This window comes from Priestia megaterium (assembly GCF_023824195.1).
Classification (GTDB): domain Bacteria; phylum Bacillota; class Bacilli; order Bacillales; family Bacillaceae_H; genus Priestia; species Priestia megaterium_D.
The window spans coordinates 3,517,356-3,531,938 of record NZ_CP085442.1; the positions used below are offsets into that span (position 1 = coordinate 3,517,356).

General features: G+C 39.6%; 18 protein-coding genes and 2 riboswitches. Of the genes, 6 read left to right on the forward strand and 12 right to left on the reverse strand.

Annotated features, from left to right (window positions below):
• Positions 1-19 precede the first annotated feature (19 nt).
• Entirely contained in the window at positions 20-778 is a 759-nt protein-coding gene (locus tag LIS78_RS18160; protein ID WP_252284130.1) for a DeoR/GlpR family DNA-binding transcription regulator, read from the reverse strand.
• Between the two features lie 164 nt (positions 779-942).
• Between LIS78_RS18160 and LIS78_RS18165 the strand changes: the two genes are divergently transcribed.
• Entirely contained in the window at positions 943-1,818 is an 876-nt protein-coding gene (locus LIS78_RS18165) for a Cof-type HAD-IIB family hydrolase (RefSeq protein ID WP_209150363.1), read from the forward strand.
• Positions 1,819-1,847: 29 nt separating this feature from the next.
• Here LIS78_RS18165 and LIS78_RS18170 read toward each other — a convergent pair whose 3' ends face one another.
• Positions 1,848-2,078 carry a YczI family protein gene (locus tag LIS78_RS18170; RefSeq protein WP_195782408.1) on the reverse strand — a complete coding sequence of 77 codons (231 nt, stop codon included), beginning with the start codon at positions 2,076-2,078 and terminating at the stop codon, positions 1,848-1,850.
• 11 nt (positions 2,079-2,089) lie between these two features.
• Positions 2,090-3,055, reverse strand: coding sequence for a 2-hydroxyacid dehydrogenase (locus LIS78_RS18175; protein ID WP_252284131.1), 966 nt, complete (start codon positions 3,053-3,055; stop codon positions 2,090-2,092).
• A gap of 126 nt (positions 3,056-3,181) precedes the next feature.
• Here LIS78_RS18175 and LIS78_RS18180 point away from each other — a divergent pair, with 126 nt between their 5' ends.
• The 5 genes from LIS78_RS18180 to LIS78_RS18200 all read left to right on the forward strand — a co-directional run bounded on the left by LIS78_RS18180 (position 3,182) and on the right by LIS78_RS18200 (position 5,657).
• Positions 3,182-3,664 carry a DUF2500 domain-containing protein gene (locus tag LIS78_RS18180; RefSeq protein ID WP_209150367.1) on the forward strand — a complete coding sequence of 161 codons (483 nt, stop codon included), beginning with the start codon at positions 3,182-3,184 and terminating at the stop codon, positions 3,662-3,664.
• Positions 3,665-3,807: 143 nt separating this feature from the next.
• Positions 3,808-3,993 carry a hypothetical protein gene (locus LIS78_RS18185; protein ID WP_195782405.1) on the forward strand — a complete coding sequence of 62 codons (186 nt, stop codon included), beginning with the start codon at positions 3,808-3,810 and terminating at the stop codon, positions 3,991-3,993.
• A gap of 91 nt (positions 3,994-4,084) precedes the next feature.
• Positions 4,085-4,522 carry a DUF5391 family protein gene (locus tag LIS78_RS18190; protein WP_252284132.1) on the forward strand — a complete coding sequence of 146 codons (438 nt, stop codon included), beginning with the start codon at positions 4,085-4,087 and terminating at the stop codon, positions 4,520-4,522.
• Between the two features lie 195 nt (positions 4,523-4,717).
• Positions 4,718-5,350: a LysE family translocator gene (locus tag LIS78_RS18195; protein WP_209151761.1), complete on the forward strand. Its 633-nt coding sequence runs from the start codon at positions 4,718-4,720 to the stop codon at positions 5,348-5,350.
• A gap of 166 nt (positions 5,351-5,516) precedes the next feature.
• On the forward strand, positions 5,517-5,657 hold the full coding sequence (locus tag LIS78_RS18200) for a hypothetical protein (protein WP_013058226.1): 141 nt from the start codon (positions 5,517-5,519) through the stop codon (positions 5,655-5,657).
• A gap of 119 nt (positions 5,658-5,776) precedes the next feature.
• On the opposite strand, the gene LIS78_RS18205 is transcribed toward LIS78_RS18200, so the two are convergent.
• From LIS78_RS18205 to LIS78_RS18245, 9 genes are all read right to left on the reverse strand, one after another.
• Positions 5,777-6,190: a DUF5301 domain-containing protein gene (locus tag LIS78_RS18205; protein ID WP_252284133.1), complete on the reverse strand. Its 414-nt coding sequence runs from the start codon at positions 6,188-6,190 to the stop codon at positions 5,777-5,779.
• Positions 6,191-6,233: 43 nt separating this feature from the next.
• Complete coding sequence (locus LIS78_RS18210; RefSeq protein ID WP_252284134.1) at positions 6,234-6,419, reverse strand: hypothetical protein; 186 nt, start codon at positions 6,417-6,419, stop codon at positions 6,234-6,236.
• Between the two features lie 168 nt (positions 6,420-6,587).
• Positions 6,588-6,788, reverse strand: coding sequence for a helix-turn-helix transcriptional regulator (locus LIS78_RS18215; protein ID WP_195782400.1), 201 nt, complete (start codon positions 6,786-6,788; stop codon positions 6,588-6,590).
• Positions 6,789-7,121: 333 nt separating this feature from the next.
• The gene (locus LIS78_RS18220) at positions 7,122-7,622 is read right to left on the reverse strand and encodes a GNAT family N-acetyltransferase (RefSeq protein WP_195782399.1); all 501 of its coding nucleotides are present in this window, start codon (positions 7,620-7,622) and stop codon (positions 7,122-7,124) included.
• Between the two features lie 119 nt (positions 7,623-7,741).
• The gene (locus LIS78_RS18225) at positions 7,742-8,359 is read right to left on the reverse strand and encodes an acetate uptake transporter (protein WP_013058231.1); all 618 of its coding nucleotides are present in this window, start codon (positions 8,357-8,359) and stop codon (positions 7,742-7,744) included.
• A 136-nt stretch (positions 8,360-8,495) separates the two neighbouring features.
• Entirely contained in the window at positions 8,496-10,796 is a 2,301-nt protein-coding gene (gene metE / locus LIS78_RS18230; RefSeq protein WP_252284135.1) for a 5-methyltetrahydropteroyltriglutamate--homocysteine S-methyltransferase, read from the reverse strand.
• Between the two features lie 152 nt (positions 10,797-10,948).
• Positions 10,949-11,137: riboswitch (cobalamin riboswitch) on the reverse strand.
• Between the two features lie 79 nt (positions 11,138-11,216).
• A riboswitch (SAM riboswitch) is annotated at positions 11,217-11,327 on the reverse strand.
• An 80-nt stretch (positions 11,328-11,407) separates the two neighbouring features.
• Entirely contained in the window at positions 11,408-11,659 is a 252-nt protein-coding gene (locus LIS78_RS18235; RefSeq protein WP_028409523.1) for a hypothetical protein, read from the reverse strand.
• Between the two features lie 299 nt (positions 11,660-11,958).
• Positions 11,959-12,834, reverse strand: a complete 876-nt coding sequence (locus LIS78_RS18240; RefSeq protein WP_252285356.1) for a metallophosphoesterase family protein — start codon at positions 12,832-12,834, stop codon at positions 11,959-11,961.
• Between the two features lie 260 nt (positions 12,835-13,094).
• Complete coding sequence (locus LIS78_RS18245; protein ID WP_209150375.1) at positions 13,095-14,474, reverse strand: sugar porter family MFS transporter; 1,380 nt, start codon at positions 14,472-14,474, stop codon at positions 13,095-13,097.
• Positions 14,475-14,583 lie beyond the last annotated feature (109 nt).

Below are 14,583 nucleotides of genomic sequence, written 5' to 3' on the forward strand. Positions count from 1 at the left end.
TACTTCCTCACTAAAACTACTATTTATTTGTGATCACTTCAATGCCGATTTCGCGGTAAGCATTTAACAAGGTTTCGTTCACATGCTCTTCTGTAATGAGCCAATCTAACGAGTTGGCTGAGCTGAACGTGTACGTTGACGATGTATTGAGTTTTTTAGCTGTTACAATAGCCGCTACTTCACTCGCACTTTTAATCATTTGGCTTTTAATGTGCATTTCTTCAAGCAAAGGAATGCTCATGCCGATTTTAGGATCGATTGCGTATACGCCTAAAAAACAAAGATCCGCTCGAATTTGTTTAAGCGTATCTACCACGCTTTGTCCTACCGTAACCATCGATTCTTTTCGAAACGTCCCTCCAAGAGAAACAACTTCTACAAAGTCATGTTCTGCTAGTGCAACGGTAATTAACGGACTGTTTGTAATAACCGTAACGTTTAAATTCTTTGGAAAAGCTTTGACGAGCTGAATATTTGTTGTACTTCCGTCCATCAGCAGCACCTGCCCGTCTTTAATTAAAGGAAGCGCCGCTACGGCAAGTGAATGCTTAACATCCATCAATTCGTGTTTTCGCTCTTTGTAATCAACCGCAGACGTGGAACGCGGAAGCGCTCCTCCGTGTACGCGCTGCAGCAGACCAAGCGCGTCCATTTCCCGCAGATCTCTGCGGATTGTATCTTCTGAAACATTCAGCGTTTGGCTAAGCGTAGTAGCCACAATTCGCCCTTCTTTTTCAAGCAAATTCATAATTTGTTTGCGTCTTTCTTGTTTTAACATTGCTTGTTCACCTGTTTTCTTTCTGCTTTTTACTTCATTATACTTGTTTCTTTTGTAAAAACAATGTAAAAACGCTTGATTATCAGTGTTTTTTCGTTTATTGTAGGATAAACAAGATAAAACATGCAAAAACAAGTAATAATAGTCAAAGGGAGAGATATTTTATGAAGATGATTTTTACAGACTTAGATGGAACTCTTTTAAATAGCAGCAGTGAAATTAGCACAATTAATGCAGAAGCAATTAAAAAAGCGCAAAAACACGGAGTTGAAATCGTGGTTGCTACAGGGCGCGCTTATTTCGACGTGCAGGAAATTTTAAAAAAAGCTGAGCTTTCAAATCTTTGGGTGATTGCCGCAAACGGAGCGACTATTCATGATCCAAACGGACAGCTAAGACATTCTGTTCCGATTGATGCACATCACGTAAAAGAGGCGCTTCAGTGGCTGGATGCAAACGAATTTTACTATGAAGTGTTTGCCGAACATGCGATTTATACGCCAAACTCGGGCCGTGAGCTGCTGGCCATTGAAATTGACCGAGTAAAAAGCGCCAATAAAAACGTGGATGAAGAAAGACTTCATCACGCAGCGGCTAAGCAATACAGCCAAACGGGATTTGCCTTTGTTGCATCTTATGAAGATATTTTAAATACAAACGCTGAGCTTTATAACGTATTGGCTTTTTCATTTGATGATGAAAAACGAAAAAAAGGCTGGGATCACTTTAGCAAGCAGCATGATATGACCCTTGTCTCTTCCGCTGATCATAACTTTGAACTTGAACACAAAGACGCGTCAAAAGGAAACGCATTAACATACGTGGTAAAAGATCTTGGCGGCTCTCTTCATGATACCATCGCCATTGGAGACAGCTTTAACGACGTATCGATGCTGCAAACGGCTGGAAAAGGAATCGCTATGGCAAATGCGCACGCGGAAATTAAAGCGTTAGCTGATGATGTTACATTAACGAACGATGAAAACGGAGTAGCTTCCGTCATTGAAAAAGTGTTAGAAGCACAGCTGGAAGCACATTAAAAAAAACGCTTGGCGTATGCCAAGCGTTTTTAAATGGTCATGCGGTAAATACCGACAAACCAGCTAAACAGCGCAACTAAAAACAACAGCCACGCGCTGGTTTTCTTTCTTTTTTGCCACTCGATTGCTCCTAAAACTAGCATGGTAAACCCGAGCAGTATATTTAAAAACGAAAGAAACTGGTATCTGTGAGTGAGCATGATATAAAGAGCCAGTCCAACAGTAATAATTGAAAAAATAAGCTGTAATGCTTTTAACAAAAAATCTCTCCTTACTTGTAATTCACTTCTTCATTTACACACGTCACTAAAGGTTTTTTTTCAAGACCTAAAAGCAGGTTCTGGACGGCTAAATCTGCCATGCGATTGCGCGTTTCGTACGTAGCACTTCCAATATGCGGTGTTACCAGCACGTTTGAAAGCTGCAGCAGCTTATGATCTGCCGGAAGCGGCTCTGGGTCTGTTACGTCCAGTGCGGCATACGCAATTTCTTCATTTTTCAGCGCTTCGTACAACGCTTCAGTGTCCACTAATCCTCCGCGCGCTGCGTTCACAAAATACGCGCTGCTTTTCATTGCTTTAAATTCAGCTTCTCCGAACATGCCTTTACTTTCATTTGAAAGCGGCACTAAGCATACGATACAGTCCGCTGTGTGAAGCAGTTCTTCAAATGAAAGGTATACGGCATCAAGCTCTTTTTCGACTTCATGCTTGCGGCTTCGGTTGTGGTAAACGATGTTCATGCCCGATGCCTTTGCTCGTCTGGCAACGGCGCTTCCGATATCGCCCATTCCAACAATACCAAGCGTTTTTCCAAATAAATCGACGCCAAATACCGTTTCCCAGTTTCCTTGTTTCACTTTTTCATAGCCTTCATGAATGCGGCGAGCTGCTGACAGCAAGAGACCAAACGTTAAGTCAGCCGTTGCTTCTACTAACACGCCTGGCGTATTACTAAACGGCACGCCTTTTTTGGTGCATGCTTCGACATCTACACTGTCATACCCTACGCCTGATTGAGAAATAACGCGCAGGTTCGGTGCTGCTTCTAACAGCTCTTCATCCACTGTGATGTGTCCGATATTAAAAAAGCCGTCGGCGTCACGAAGCCAGTCGCGCAGCGTTTCTTGTGGAATCTTTCCTTCTCCTTCCCACATTTGAATATCGCAGTGCTCCGCTAGCTTCTCGTAAGCGTTTGGCCACGTTTTTCCAGACATAACAACTTTGTATTTCCCCATGTGTATCTCTCCTTTTCCTTGTTCACTCATATGTATGAATAGTAACTAGCTATCCTATCATAAGCCTACTACAAAGATGAAACTTTTTCCATTCAGTAATCGTATTTATAGTAAGGGGGAATACGAATGTTTGAAGATGAAATCATATTTGAAGACGATCCGTCCGGAGATGACATTGTTTTTGAAGGTGATGCTGACCTAAGCGGAGGCGCTTTTTTTCCAGACGATGCGTTATTTAACGGAATGCCTACGTTTGTGATGCTGTTTTTTGTTATTGTTATTGGTATTTTTTTATTTTCTATTTTTAAAGGAATCAGCACGTGGAGTAAAAATGAGCAGTCTCCCCGTCTATCCGTAAAAGCAAAAATTACGGGCAAACGGACAAATGTCCACCGCCACAACAGTCACGCTCACGAACATCATCACTCTCACACGTCTACAACCTACTACGTAACCTTTCAGTTTGAAAGCACCGATCGCTCTGAATTTGTTGTTTCAGGCAGCGAATACGGCATGCTTGCAGAAGGCGATGAAGGAATGCTGACGTTTCAAGGAACTCGTTTTTTGGATTTTCAAAGGAATCCAAGTGAAGAACATACAGATGCCTAGCTTATAACCTCTTGCTTTTAGAGGTCTTTTTGAGCATTCATACAGCCAATGACCTATTTGTGCCCTTTTTACGCTGTAGAAGAACGTTAATCAGTATAAAAACATACCGTGTAACACATTCATTTAAATAAGCAGGTGATTTTATGTATTCTCCTTATTCAGGCAGCGGCCTCTACTACGGACATTACGGAGAAGCCCCTCATTCGCATCCTATTCAAACGCTGCTGACGCAATACTGGCACGAAACCCACTATCCAGGTCCACACAAAAAATATGTTCACGTGTATTATCTTAACCCGGCTTCTCTTCATTATTATCCAACCTATTAAACATTTTTTTGTAAAAAATTGGTGATTTCCAAACTTTTGTATTGTAAAATTAATCCATATACTTATTTACTGGAAAGGAGGTTAAAAAACAGTGCGTAATTCTACAGCAAAAAATAGTGTGGCAATCACCACTTTGCTTTCTGCCCTATTTTTCTGCTTTATTTTAGTTCTTGGTTCGCTTTCTCCCCTAGCAGATTCAGGCCCCAACGTTAATACGTTCGGTTCAACAGGGCTGTGGTTATCTCTTGGCATGATTCTGTTTTTATATTTGTTGCCTTTAGCTTTTTATCTGATAGGAATGCATTTCTTAAAATTTGTGATGGCTGCTTTTTGCAGCATCGGACTTTTAATTGCTGCTAGTACTCTATTACTAATGCCGGCTCTGTTTTTATTCGGATTAGAAGATTTCTCAGGAAACTTAGCTTCAATTATAGGAATAATGATTTCTTGTTTAGGTTTGCTGATCACGAATATTGTGTGGTTTGTTGTTGCTTTTAAAAGGCAGTCTACCGTACAGGAAAGCGTTTAAAATGGTGAAGAGGAGCAGCAGCTGCTCCTCTTTTTATAATTCCCTAAGCAAAAGGTACAAAGATATATCGAAGCAGCCTTTGTGCTTACTGTTTTTATACATAACATCAAATTTTATTACATATTTTTATATAATGAAAGACCACTTAAACGGAAAACGATAGTAGATACGAGATTGAAAGAGGTTTTGTTTTTGGTGACGTTATTTTTAACAAATGTACTGCTCGGTCTTTCGATTGCCCTTCCCGTTGGCACGGTGACGATTGAAATGACAAAGCAAGGTTTAAAAAACGGGTTTCTTCACGGATGGGTTGTCGGACTTGGGGGCATGACGGTTGATTTATTATTAATTGTGCTGCTTTACTCTGGACTGGCTTCTTTTTTATCCGCTCCTTTTATCCAACTTATTATGTGGCTTGTAGGGGCACTTTTTTTATTTTATATTGGCTATGACAGCATTAGACATGCGGATCATGATATAACGGCTCCTGGAGAACACGTAAAAAAGTCGTTTGCATCTTCTTATGTGAACGGGATCTTTGTTGCGATTTCTCCTAGCAATCTCATTTTTTGGCTGAGCGTGTTTGGAACGGTGCTTACCAATTCGCTTCAATCCTCTCACTCTTTTCACTTCCTGCTGATTGCCGCAGGAATATTAACCGGGATTTTAATTCATGACTTGGGCTTAATGACAATTGTCTCTGGAACTAGAAAAGTGCTGAATCAGCTTTATATTAAATGGGTTTCTGTAGCAGCTGGATGTATATTGATTGGCTTTTCATGCTATTTTCTTTATCGTTTCATTGGGAATCTGCGCATGTATTTTTAATTTTTCTACATATTTTATGACTTATAATGCCCCCTCTCTGTCTAGTACAAAGAGGGGGTTTTTATCATCTAGTCGTGACTATCAGACAAAAAGTTCACAATTCCGTCACATTTCTATTGATTTTTTTCTCTTTTTATACGAAAATATAAAAAAGGGAGGAAATATCATGAAAATCAAAAAAGCACTTCGCATCTTTATTGGATCAAACGTTCTTGTATTATTAACATTCGGCCTTCTTCCAGCACTATTGGTTAACCCTGATATTGACCTAATACAATCATTTATTAATTATATAGGCAAGGATTAATTCCGCTTTAAATAGTCATAATTTTCAATCTATTATTTCAATAAAAAAAAGACAGCCTGCGCTGTCTTTTTTGGTAGGTTTGAAAAACCCTATGGCACTTTTCCCTATCAATACAAGGTTTATTTAGTTGAAAACAGCTTTTCAACATCTATTTTTTGGTCTTTAACGATCGTATACGTAGCCTGCTTTTTACTTTTAAAGTTAAATGCTTTTATGTAATCATCATCGTAAATCGTCAAACCATACGCATCTTTTCCGTTTTCAACGATTTTTACCCAGTAAGCCTGGTCAAACTTTGGATCGCGCTCCTTGCTTTTTTTCACTTCTACCTGTGACAAAGAGTGTACGATCTCTTTCATATTCTTTTTATCGTCTACTACACGCTTTCCTTCGTCCGTATCTATTTCAATACGCGTAACGCTTGCTTCGTCTACTTTTATGACATCTTTTAACTGATAGGTTTTCCCCGTATATGTAAAGTAAAATACTACGATAAATAGAAGTACACATATAATAACCGTTCTTTTTTTCAAAAGAATCCTCCTTTCTTTCACCACTTCACATCTATGAAAACTTTTATTGTGGAGCCTTCTGCGTTTTGTTTATTCTTCTTTTTATTACTCCTGTTCCACAGCCCTTTAGTAGAATACTGCTTCCCATAAGCAAGCTATACGTTAATCCTGGAACAGGAAGTACTAACGTCGCCATTAACAGTACCATCCCCGTGCTTGTAAGAGCTAATCCTGCAGCTCGATTTTCCATTCATCTCATCACCATCGCTCTGTAAATCTTTTTTTATATAAAGTGATCGAACTATTTTCGATTTTCTGTTCACTTATTAGCTATGTACTTTTCGCTTATAATACAGAAGTGTCAAAACGCCTACTAGTAAGATCGTTGCTTCAGATTACCTTCTACTCTTTAACTAAATCATGATTTTCTAAATAAAAACAGCTCATCTACTGTTGCTCCAAGCTCTGCAGCCAGTTGAAAAGCAAGGGTCAAGCTTGGATCATACTTATTGTTTTCAATGGCATTAATCGTTTGTCTCGATACGCCGCATACTTTTGCCAGTTCATCTTGAGACATTCGCTTGCTTTTACGCAGTTCTTTAATTCGGTTTTCCACCATTCATCACTCATCTCTAAAATGTAAAAAACTTTTTACATTCATATCTTATATTATCTTCCTCGTTACTGTCAAATATGTTTGACAAACTAGTATTTCTTATATACTTGAAATAGAGGCTGGGACAAAATTAGGTTAGTTGAAGGACAATCCGAACGAGTTTAATTAAGAATCAAACTCGTTCGGATTTTTTACTGCTATGGTAAATATTTCGTTGCTTCTAGCTGATGATTGGAGGACAAGGCTCACCTGCCGCCCGCGGAAAGCGAAGCCTGACACGGAAATCAACAGCGGTGTAACAAGCAATCCATACTAGATCATTTTTCTTGGCTAACATTAAAGATTTTTACTCATATTAAACCACTGCACGCCTGCATGCTGAGACTCCGCAACCCCTTGATTCACATATCCGTTTTTTTCGTAAAAAGGAATCAATTCTTCTTTACATGTTAATGTAACCGTTAAGCGCTGTTTATCCTGCGCTTGTTTTTCAAACTCGCTTAACAGCATACTCGCAATTCCTTTGTGATGATGCTTGGGATTTACAACGATACCTAAAATACTTTGATAACCGCCTGTCTCAGGGTTCGAAATCGTTTTTTCAAACAAATCATCCGTGATAAACGGAGCTGAAATGACGGGACCGTTCACATATCCGATTAATTCTTCATTTTCTTCGGCAATGATAAACGTATCAGGAATGGTTTTGATCCGCGTCATAAACGCGTCTTTTGATGCAGCTTCTTCAGGTGTAAAGCCTTTGTTTTCTAACGTAATTAATTGGTTTAAATCCTTTTCATCTACTTGTCTTATAATCATTGGAACGTTTCCTTTCATTAAAAGCTACTATTATATATCTCTCTTTCTACTATATATAAAAACGCCCAAACAAAAAAGGATTGACCTCTGCATCATACAGAATTCAACCCTACTTCGCTTTTTAATTAACGTCTTGATTATTTGATAAATGCACCAAATGGCTTGCCCACCGGAAGCACAACTCGACCGTAGTGAGTATTTAATACAGCCGCTGCAGATCCATAGAATGAAAACAGAGCAATTAATAGCTCTGACACTGCTGCTAGTAAGTGCGTGTATTCATATGCTACACCAAATGTACTTAGCGATAATCCAATGAATAAGAAATCAATTAACACAAAAATAATAAATAATACTTTATGAGTGCCCATTGCTCCAACTGTCATAAAAACGCTGAAAATCAAGTAGCCGACAAAAGCAAATGCGAGCTGCTTTGGATCCGCTTCTTTTGCGAGCGCTTCCCCAAATGCTCCAAGCTGAATAAGCCATGTCATAGCTACACCTAGCCAAAATAACCCGAAGGCACCAAAAGCAGTTGCGCCGAAGGTATTATTATGTTTGAAATCTTGCATAGACGCGATTAACTGTCCTATTCCGCCTAAAAAAATCGCCCATGGCAATACCAATGAAACACCGTCGGTTACCCCAAGCTTTTGAAACGATGCAACAAGTGTCACCATGGCAAGTCCAAATAGACCTAGTGCTGATGGATCCGCTGTTACAATTTTAACGTGCTGCGTGCTGTTGTTACTCATGTTGTACCTCCCTGATTTTAAAAACACCTTTAAAAAGATACAAAAATGTACGGGAAGTGTCAATGGATATTTTTGGCCTTTTAAAATCCCGTAAAAACAAGCAGTGTAAACGCTACACTGCTTGTCTTTTAATTCCTTATGATTGAACGTTTTGTAATAAATTTTGTCTTGTTTGTTTTGCTGAAGCAACCATCACTTTTAAAGCTTCAACCGTCTCGCTGATTCCTCTTGTTTTAAGGCCGCAGTCAGGATTAATCCAAAATAATGCAGGATCAAGTACCTGCAGAGCGCGGTCAATGTTTCGCTGAAGCTCTTCAAGCTTCGGTACGCGCGGGCTGTGGATATCATACACGCCAAGCCCGATTCCTTGATTGTACGTATGTTTTTCAAACGCATAAATTAATTCACCGTGGCTTTTAGACGTTTCAATGGAAATCACGTCCGCATCAAGCGCTTTAATCGCATCAATAATCTCTTCGAATTCTGAATAGCACATATGCGTGTGAATTTGCGTCTCGTTTTGTACCGATACCGTCGCTAGTTTAAATGCATACACCGCAGCATTTAAGTAGCTGTCCCAGTTTTCTCGTTTTAACGGCAATCCTTCACGCAGCGCCGGTTCATCTACTTGAATCATCGAGATGCCCTGACTTTCAAGTGCTTCTACTTCTTTTCTAAGAGCAAGCGCGATTTGATTTGCGACGTCGTAGCGCGGGATATCATCACGCACAAACGACCAGTTTAAAATCGTAATCGGACCCGTCAGCATTCCTTTAACCGGCTTATTTGTTAGAGACTGTGCGTAGACCGTTTCTTTTATCGTCATCGCCTGCTCGTACGATACATCTCCGTAAATAAGCGGCGGCTTCACGCAGCGAGAACCGTAAGATTGCACCCAGCCAAACTTCGTAAACTGAAAGCCTCCTAATTTTTCACCGAAGTATTCAACCATATCCGTACGCTCAAACTCTCCGTGCACAAGGACATCTAAGTCGATTTCTTCTTGAATTTTAATCCATTTTTTTATTTCATCGTTAATGTACGCTTCATACGCTTCGTCTGTTAGTTCTCCTTTACGCCACTTTAGACGCTCTTTTCGCACTTCTTTTGTTTGCGGAAAGCTTCCAATTGTTGTGGTTGGAAGAAGCGGCAGTTGAAAAGCTTCTTGTTGAATGCGCTGACGTACGTCAAACGGCGCTTGTCGCTCTGCTTTATAGCTGTGTAGCTGCTTCAGCGCTTCCTGCACGTCCTGATGATTTCGAAAAGATGATCCATTTAATGCTTGAATCGCCTGTTTGCTTACGCTTATTTCTTCTTCTATTGTTTCTTTTCCTTTCTGCACTGCTTTTGTTAAAAGCGTAATTTCCTTCAGCTTTTCATCTGCAAAAGAGAGGGCATTTTTTAACACTGGCTCAATGGTTTCTTCATTTTTCACTGTGACAGGAACATGTAATAAACTTGATGAAGGCTGCAGGATCAAACGGTCTTTTGATACGGCTTCTTCAATTTCACTAAGCGTTAAAAGCTGTTCGTCCAAATTTTCACGCCAAATGTTCCGTCCGTCAATAATTCCTGCTGCCAGCACTTTATCACGTGGAAAACCATATTTATTAAGCGCAGTGAGATTTTCTCCGCGGTCATGCACAAAGTCTAAACCAATTCCTTCAACAGGAAGAGAAACAACTTCTTTGTAATGATCAACGCTGTCAAAATACGATTGTAAAATAATTTTTATATTCGGTACTGCTTCCTTCAAAGCTTGATAGACTTCTTTGTACAGCACCAGGTCTTCTTTTGATAGCGTTGTAGCTAAAACCGGCTCATCTACCTGTACCCACTCGACGCCTTCTGCCTGCAGCTCCGCTAAGATAATTGCATAAAGAGGAACAAACTGTTCAACTACTCTTTTAAACTCACTTTCTTTATATCCTTTTGACAGCTTCACAAATGTTACTGGACCTAAAATCACGGGCTTGCCTTCAATATTCAGCTTCTGTTTTGCTTCTTTGTAAAACTGAAGCGGGCGATTTTCTACAAGAGACGGCGTACCTTGGTCAAGCTCTGGTACGATGTAGTGATAATTTGTGTTAAACCATTTTGTCATCGTAGAGGCTACCGCACCTTTTGTTCCTCGGGCGATGTCAAAATACGTTTCAAGCGATACCGGTCCTCCGTCATAATCAAAGCGCTTTGGCACCAAACCAAACATAGCCGCTGTATCTAACACGTGGTCGTATAAACTGAAATCGCCGACTGGAATTAATTCAATTCCTGCGTCACGCTGTTTTTTCAGATGCCCAAGACGAAGAGCCTCAATTTCCTGCAGAAAGATATCTTTCTCTAGCTTTCCTGCCCAAAACTGCTCAAGCGCTTTTTTCCATTCTCGTTTTTCACCAATTCTTGGATAACCTAAGTTTGAACTTTTTACACTGCTCATTTTTTCCACTCCCTGTCGTTTCTTTTTTTTCGCTAAACTAAAAAATCTCTCTTTTCGAAATGAAAAGAGAGATGATACGCATACTTAACTAGAGTTGAGATAGCCTGTTTTTCTCAACACGTATTCCTCACTCCTCTCTATATCCCGTAGAGCTTAAGTGCATACAACAGGCAGGTCTCCTGACTTAGGTTCATCGCTTCCTATCCCTTCCCATTTCAGAATGAAACAGTGGTTAATAAGTTGCTCTCCATTACAGTGGCGGGACCGCGCCGGCTTTTCACCGGTCTTCCCTTTTAAGCTGGTCACATTCGTTACACAGCACCTGATGCATTTTTATAAAATTGTTCATTCAAAACATATTCACATAAAATAAAAAGCCTCTCTATCACGAATAGAGAGGCATAGTATCTATGAAATCCTCTCTTATTTTTCAAAGCTGTACGCTTTGCAGGATGTAGCACCTTTTCAACAAGAATGTTAAATGGTTGCCGGGCTTCACAGGGCCAGTCCCTCCGCCTCTCTCAATAAGAGTTTTAATTGTTTATAATATTTTGAATGTAGAGTCATCTTAACACCTTACATTTACGTTGTCAAAAAAAATTTCAAAAAAATCAGTTTTCAGGAGGTGCTGACGCTAATTTTTGCCTTAACAATTTGTAATCATCTTTTCGATGTGTTTCAATTAAATCTTTTGCTCCTTGGTGATATCCTGACGAATAAATATACTCTACCGCTGTTTCGATAAGCTTTCTTTTTTCTTCGGCACACTCCCGGTCCATTAAGGGGAACAGTCTACCTAAAAGGTCATTTAAATCTTCCTTGATAAAACGATCAAGTCCTTCTTGCATCTTTTCGTTTGCCATGATTGCTCCTCCATTTGCTGTGTATGTTCTAAGCCTCTATAAACAGGCATTTCACTGTAAATTTTAAGATAAAGTTAAGTCATTAAACAGTATATCAAGTGAATGTTTTTCTTCAATTACATATGTAATACAAATATATGACAAATATAGAGAATATATCATCATTCATTATCTATTATAACGTTTGACTGAGCCTTCTGCTACAAGGTTTCTTTAAACATTATGCATAATCTTCCAAAAGTCTGCCTGTGAATTACGGGCAGGCTTTTGGCTAAACATAGCTTTCTATTCTCTTGTTTTTACAAACAATTTCTTCGAGGTCGTCCAAAATCCTTCCAAAGAAGAGGTCCTAATATGTTGTACCTGCTTACAAAAAACTCCGTAAAATTATAATTATTTAAAATTAAAGGCAGCTCAAAATCAAGAGGAGCACCGGCGCCTCCTGACAATACAAAATTAGTGCCTCTTCCAAGCGTAAATGTCCCGTTTCTATTTTTTCTAATAAACTGTTCGTCATATGCATGCACGTGGCTAATGAGAACTTTTTTCACGCGGTGCTCTTGAATCAAATCAAAAAACCGCTGACTTTGAGGAGTCGTTACAGGAAACCCTTCAAGATTTGACCACCGGCCAATATTTGGCTGCGCATGCATGGCTACAACGGTATTACGAGGAGCATCCTCTAGCTGCTGCTCTAAATAATTCAGCTCTCTATCTGTAAATCCATATATTTTATTCTTGGGACTGATGACATTATTTAATGCGATGCACCGAAAGTTGAAGATAGGAATATCAATGACCCAGTGTACTTTTCCGATAGTGGCTCTGAAGTTTTCGAGATTGCTTTCATCAAGGTACAGTTCATCATGATTCCCTACGCATACAAACACAGGAATGTTTGGTGCGATTTTTTCAACAACCTTAACAAAGTGCTCCAAATACTCTTTTTTCCCTGTATAGACGGTGTCTCCCCCATGAATAATAAACAGCGGGTCCAATTCCACCGCCTTTTTTAATACAAGCTCAAATTCACCGCTCATCGTGTAACAATTATCGTTTGGTCCGTCACCTCTACTGTCGCCCATAAAAACAAAGTTAAATGGATCTCTCGGATTTAATTGTTTAATTCTTTGCTTTAATAACTTTTCAGAACGTTCATGAAGCGTCAAATTCATCAACTAGTTAATCCCCCTATTAATAAATATATTTAGTTAAAAGTAAACAAGCTTACTTATTTATATGAGAATTTGTTGATGAAGGTCACTACCTTCTTGTAAGCAGAACTCACATTTAAATTTAGTTTCCATAGCCTATCTATCCCTTCATTTTGTTAAGCACTGATAGGACAACATAAAAGCTAGAATCCTACTAATCTAAAAAAAGAACCCCTTGCTGAGATAGCAAAGGGTTCTTACAATTAGAGCGTTCACAATAATCAAACGTATTTATTACGCTCAACCGGACTTAAAGACTTCCTTGCAGAACGAGCTGCCATGTCCGTTTCAATTTGCTCTAGGCTACGTCCTTTTGTTTCAACAACTACAAAGCGTATGAAGAATAATCCGAGAATACAAATGATCCCGAACGTTGAAAAGATAACGCCTAAACTAAATTGGTCAGCTAAAATTGGGAACACAAGCCCTACTGCCAGCGATCCTGTCCAGTTAAAGGCAGATGAAATCCCAGCACCGATTCCGCGTACAGAAAGCGGGAAAATTTCTCCTACGATGATCCACGTAAGCGGCGCCCAAGAAAACGCATAGCAAAGGATGAAACAGCAAAGAGCAATTAACGTAACCCAGTTAACAACGACTTCATTAACGCCTAATGCTCCTAGAATAGCCGGTGTGAAAAATGAAAGAGCCATACCCGCGCCGCCAATCGTAAGAATGGTACGGCGGTTGAATTTATCAACAAACTGCAGGAAGATAAGTGTTGTCACCACGAAGATTACCCCAACAATAACCGTAAAACCAGCAGCTACCTGCGGGGCTAAACCAACTTGACGAGCAATGCTTGTTGCATAATAAACAATTGAGTTTGAGCCTTGAATCTGCTGAAAAGTTGCCATTCCGACGCCAATTATTAATGCTAAACGAAACTTTTTATGAAACAGCTGCTTGATGCCTGATTGTTCATGAACAGCTACGCTTTCAATTTCAGACACTTCAGCTTCCACTTCAGCTGTTGACCGGCGAAGCGTGCGAAGCACTTCACGCGCTTTATCTGCCATTCCATTTTTAATTAAGTAGCGAGGCGACTCTGGAAGCTTGATCATACCGATGCATAAGACGATCGCAAAAATACCGGCACTACCAAGCATGAGTCGCCAGCTGTTTGGAACCGGCTCAAAAATAAAGGCTACGATATAGCTTAATAATAGTCCAATTACAATCATTAGCTGATTCAAACCTGAAAGCTTCCCGCGAATATTAGCAGGTGCGATTTCTGACATATAGGCAGGAACTAAAGAAGAAGCCGTTCCTACTGCTGTACCTAAAAAGACGCGCGCAATCGTTAACGTAATTTCCTCTGGTGCAATCGCGGAACCGATGGAGCCTAAAAGAAAGATGATAGACGAAATTAAAATTAACTTTCTTCGTCCAAACTTATCCCCTAATAATCCGCTTAAAATGGAACCGATAATTGCTCCGCCCATTAAAGACGAAACCACAATTCCTAGCCACAGCGGACTTAAATGAAACGCTTCACGGATATGACCTTCTGCACCAGCAATAATCCCAATATCATAACCGAATAAAATACCGGCAAATGAGCCGAAGAAGAAGATAAACTTACTTGATACTTTACTCATGATTATATATCCCCTTTTGGTTGTCTTAGTTTTGCTTCCTATCACACAAATTTAAAACGCTTTCATTTATTTCTAAAAACGGCATTCTTTTACTAAGTTGCGTTATATT

Excerpts from the sequence above, each read along its gene's own strand:
- LIS78_RS18160 (WP_252284130.1), bottom strand. The coding sequence starts at position 778 with ATGTTAAAACAAGAAAGACGCAAACAAATTATGAATTTGCTTGAAAAA.
- LIS78_RS18165 (WP_209150363.1), top strand. The coding sequence starts at position 943 with ATGAAGATGATTTTTACAGACTTAGATGGAACTCTTTTAAATAGCAGC.
- LIS78_RS18175 (WP_252284131.1), bottom strand. The coding sequence starts at position 3,055 with ATGGGGAAATACAAAGTTGTTATGTCTGGAAAAACGTGGCCAAACGCT.
- LIS78_RS18180 (WP_209150367.1), top strand. The coding sequence starts at position 3,182 with ATGTTTGAAGATGAAATCATATTTGAAGACGATCCGTCCGGAGATGAC.
- LIS78_RS18185 (WP_195782405.1), top strand. The coding sequence starts at position 3,808 with ATGTATTCTCCTTATTCAGGCAGCGGCCTCTACTACGGACATTACGGA.
- LIS78_RS18200 (WP_013058226.1), top strand. The coding sequence starts at position 5,517 with ATGAAAATCAAAAAAGCACTTCGCATCTTTATTGGATCAAACGTTCTT.
- LIS78_RS18210 (WP_252284134.1), bottom strand. The coding sequence starts at position 6,419 with ATGGAAAATCGAGCTGCAGGATTAGCTCTTACAAGCACGGGGATGGTA.
- LIS78_RS18215 (WP_195782400.1), bottom strand. The coding sequence starts at position 6,788 with ATGGTGGAAAACCGAATTAAAGAACTGCGTAAAAGCAAGCGAATGTCT.
- LIS78_RS18220 (WP_195782399.1), bottom strand. The coding sequence starts at position 7,622 with ATGAAAGGAAACGTTCCAATGATTATAAGACAAGTAGATGAAAAGGAT.
- LIS78_RS18225 (WP_013058231.1), bottom strand. The coding sequence starts at position 8,359 with ATGAGTAACAACAGCACGCAGCACGTTAAAATTGTAACAGCGGATCCA.
- metE (WP_252284135.1), bottom strand. The coding sequence starts at position 10,796 with ATGAGCAGTGTAAAAAGTTCAAACTTAGGTTATCCAAGAATTGGTGAA.
- LIS78_RS18235 (WP_028409523.1), bottom strand. The coding sequence starts at position 11,659 with ATGGCAAACGAAAAGATGCAAGAAGGACTTGATCGTTTTATCAAGGAA.
- LIS78_RS18240 (WP_252285356.1), bottom strand. The coding sequence starts at position 12,834 with ATGAATTTGACGCTTCATGAACGTTCTGAAAAGTTATTAAAGCAAAGA.
- LIS78_RS18245 (WP_209150375.1), bottom strand. The coding sequence starts at position 14,474 with ATGAGTAAAGTATCAAGTAAGTTTATCTTCTTCTTCGGCTCATTTGCC.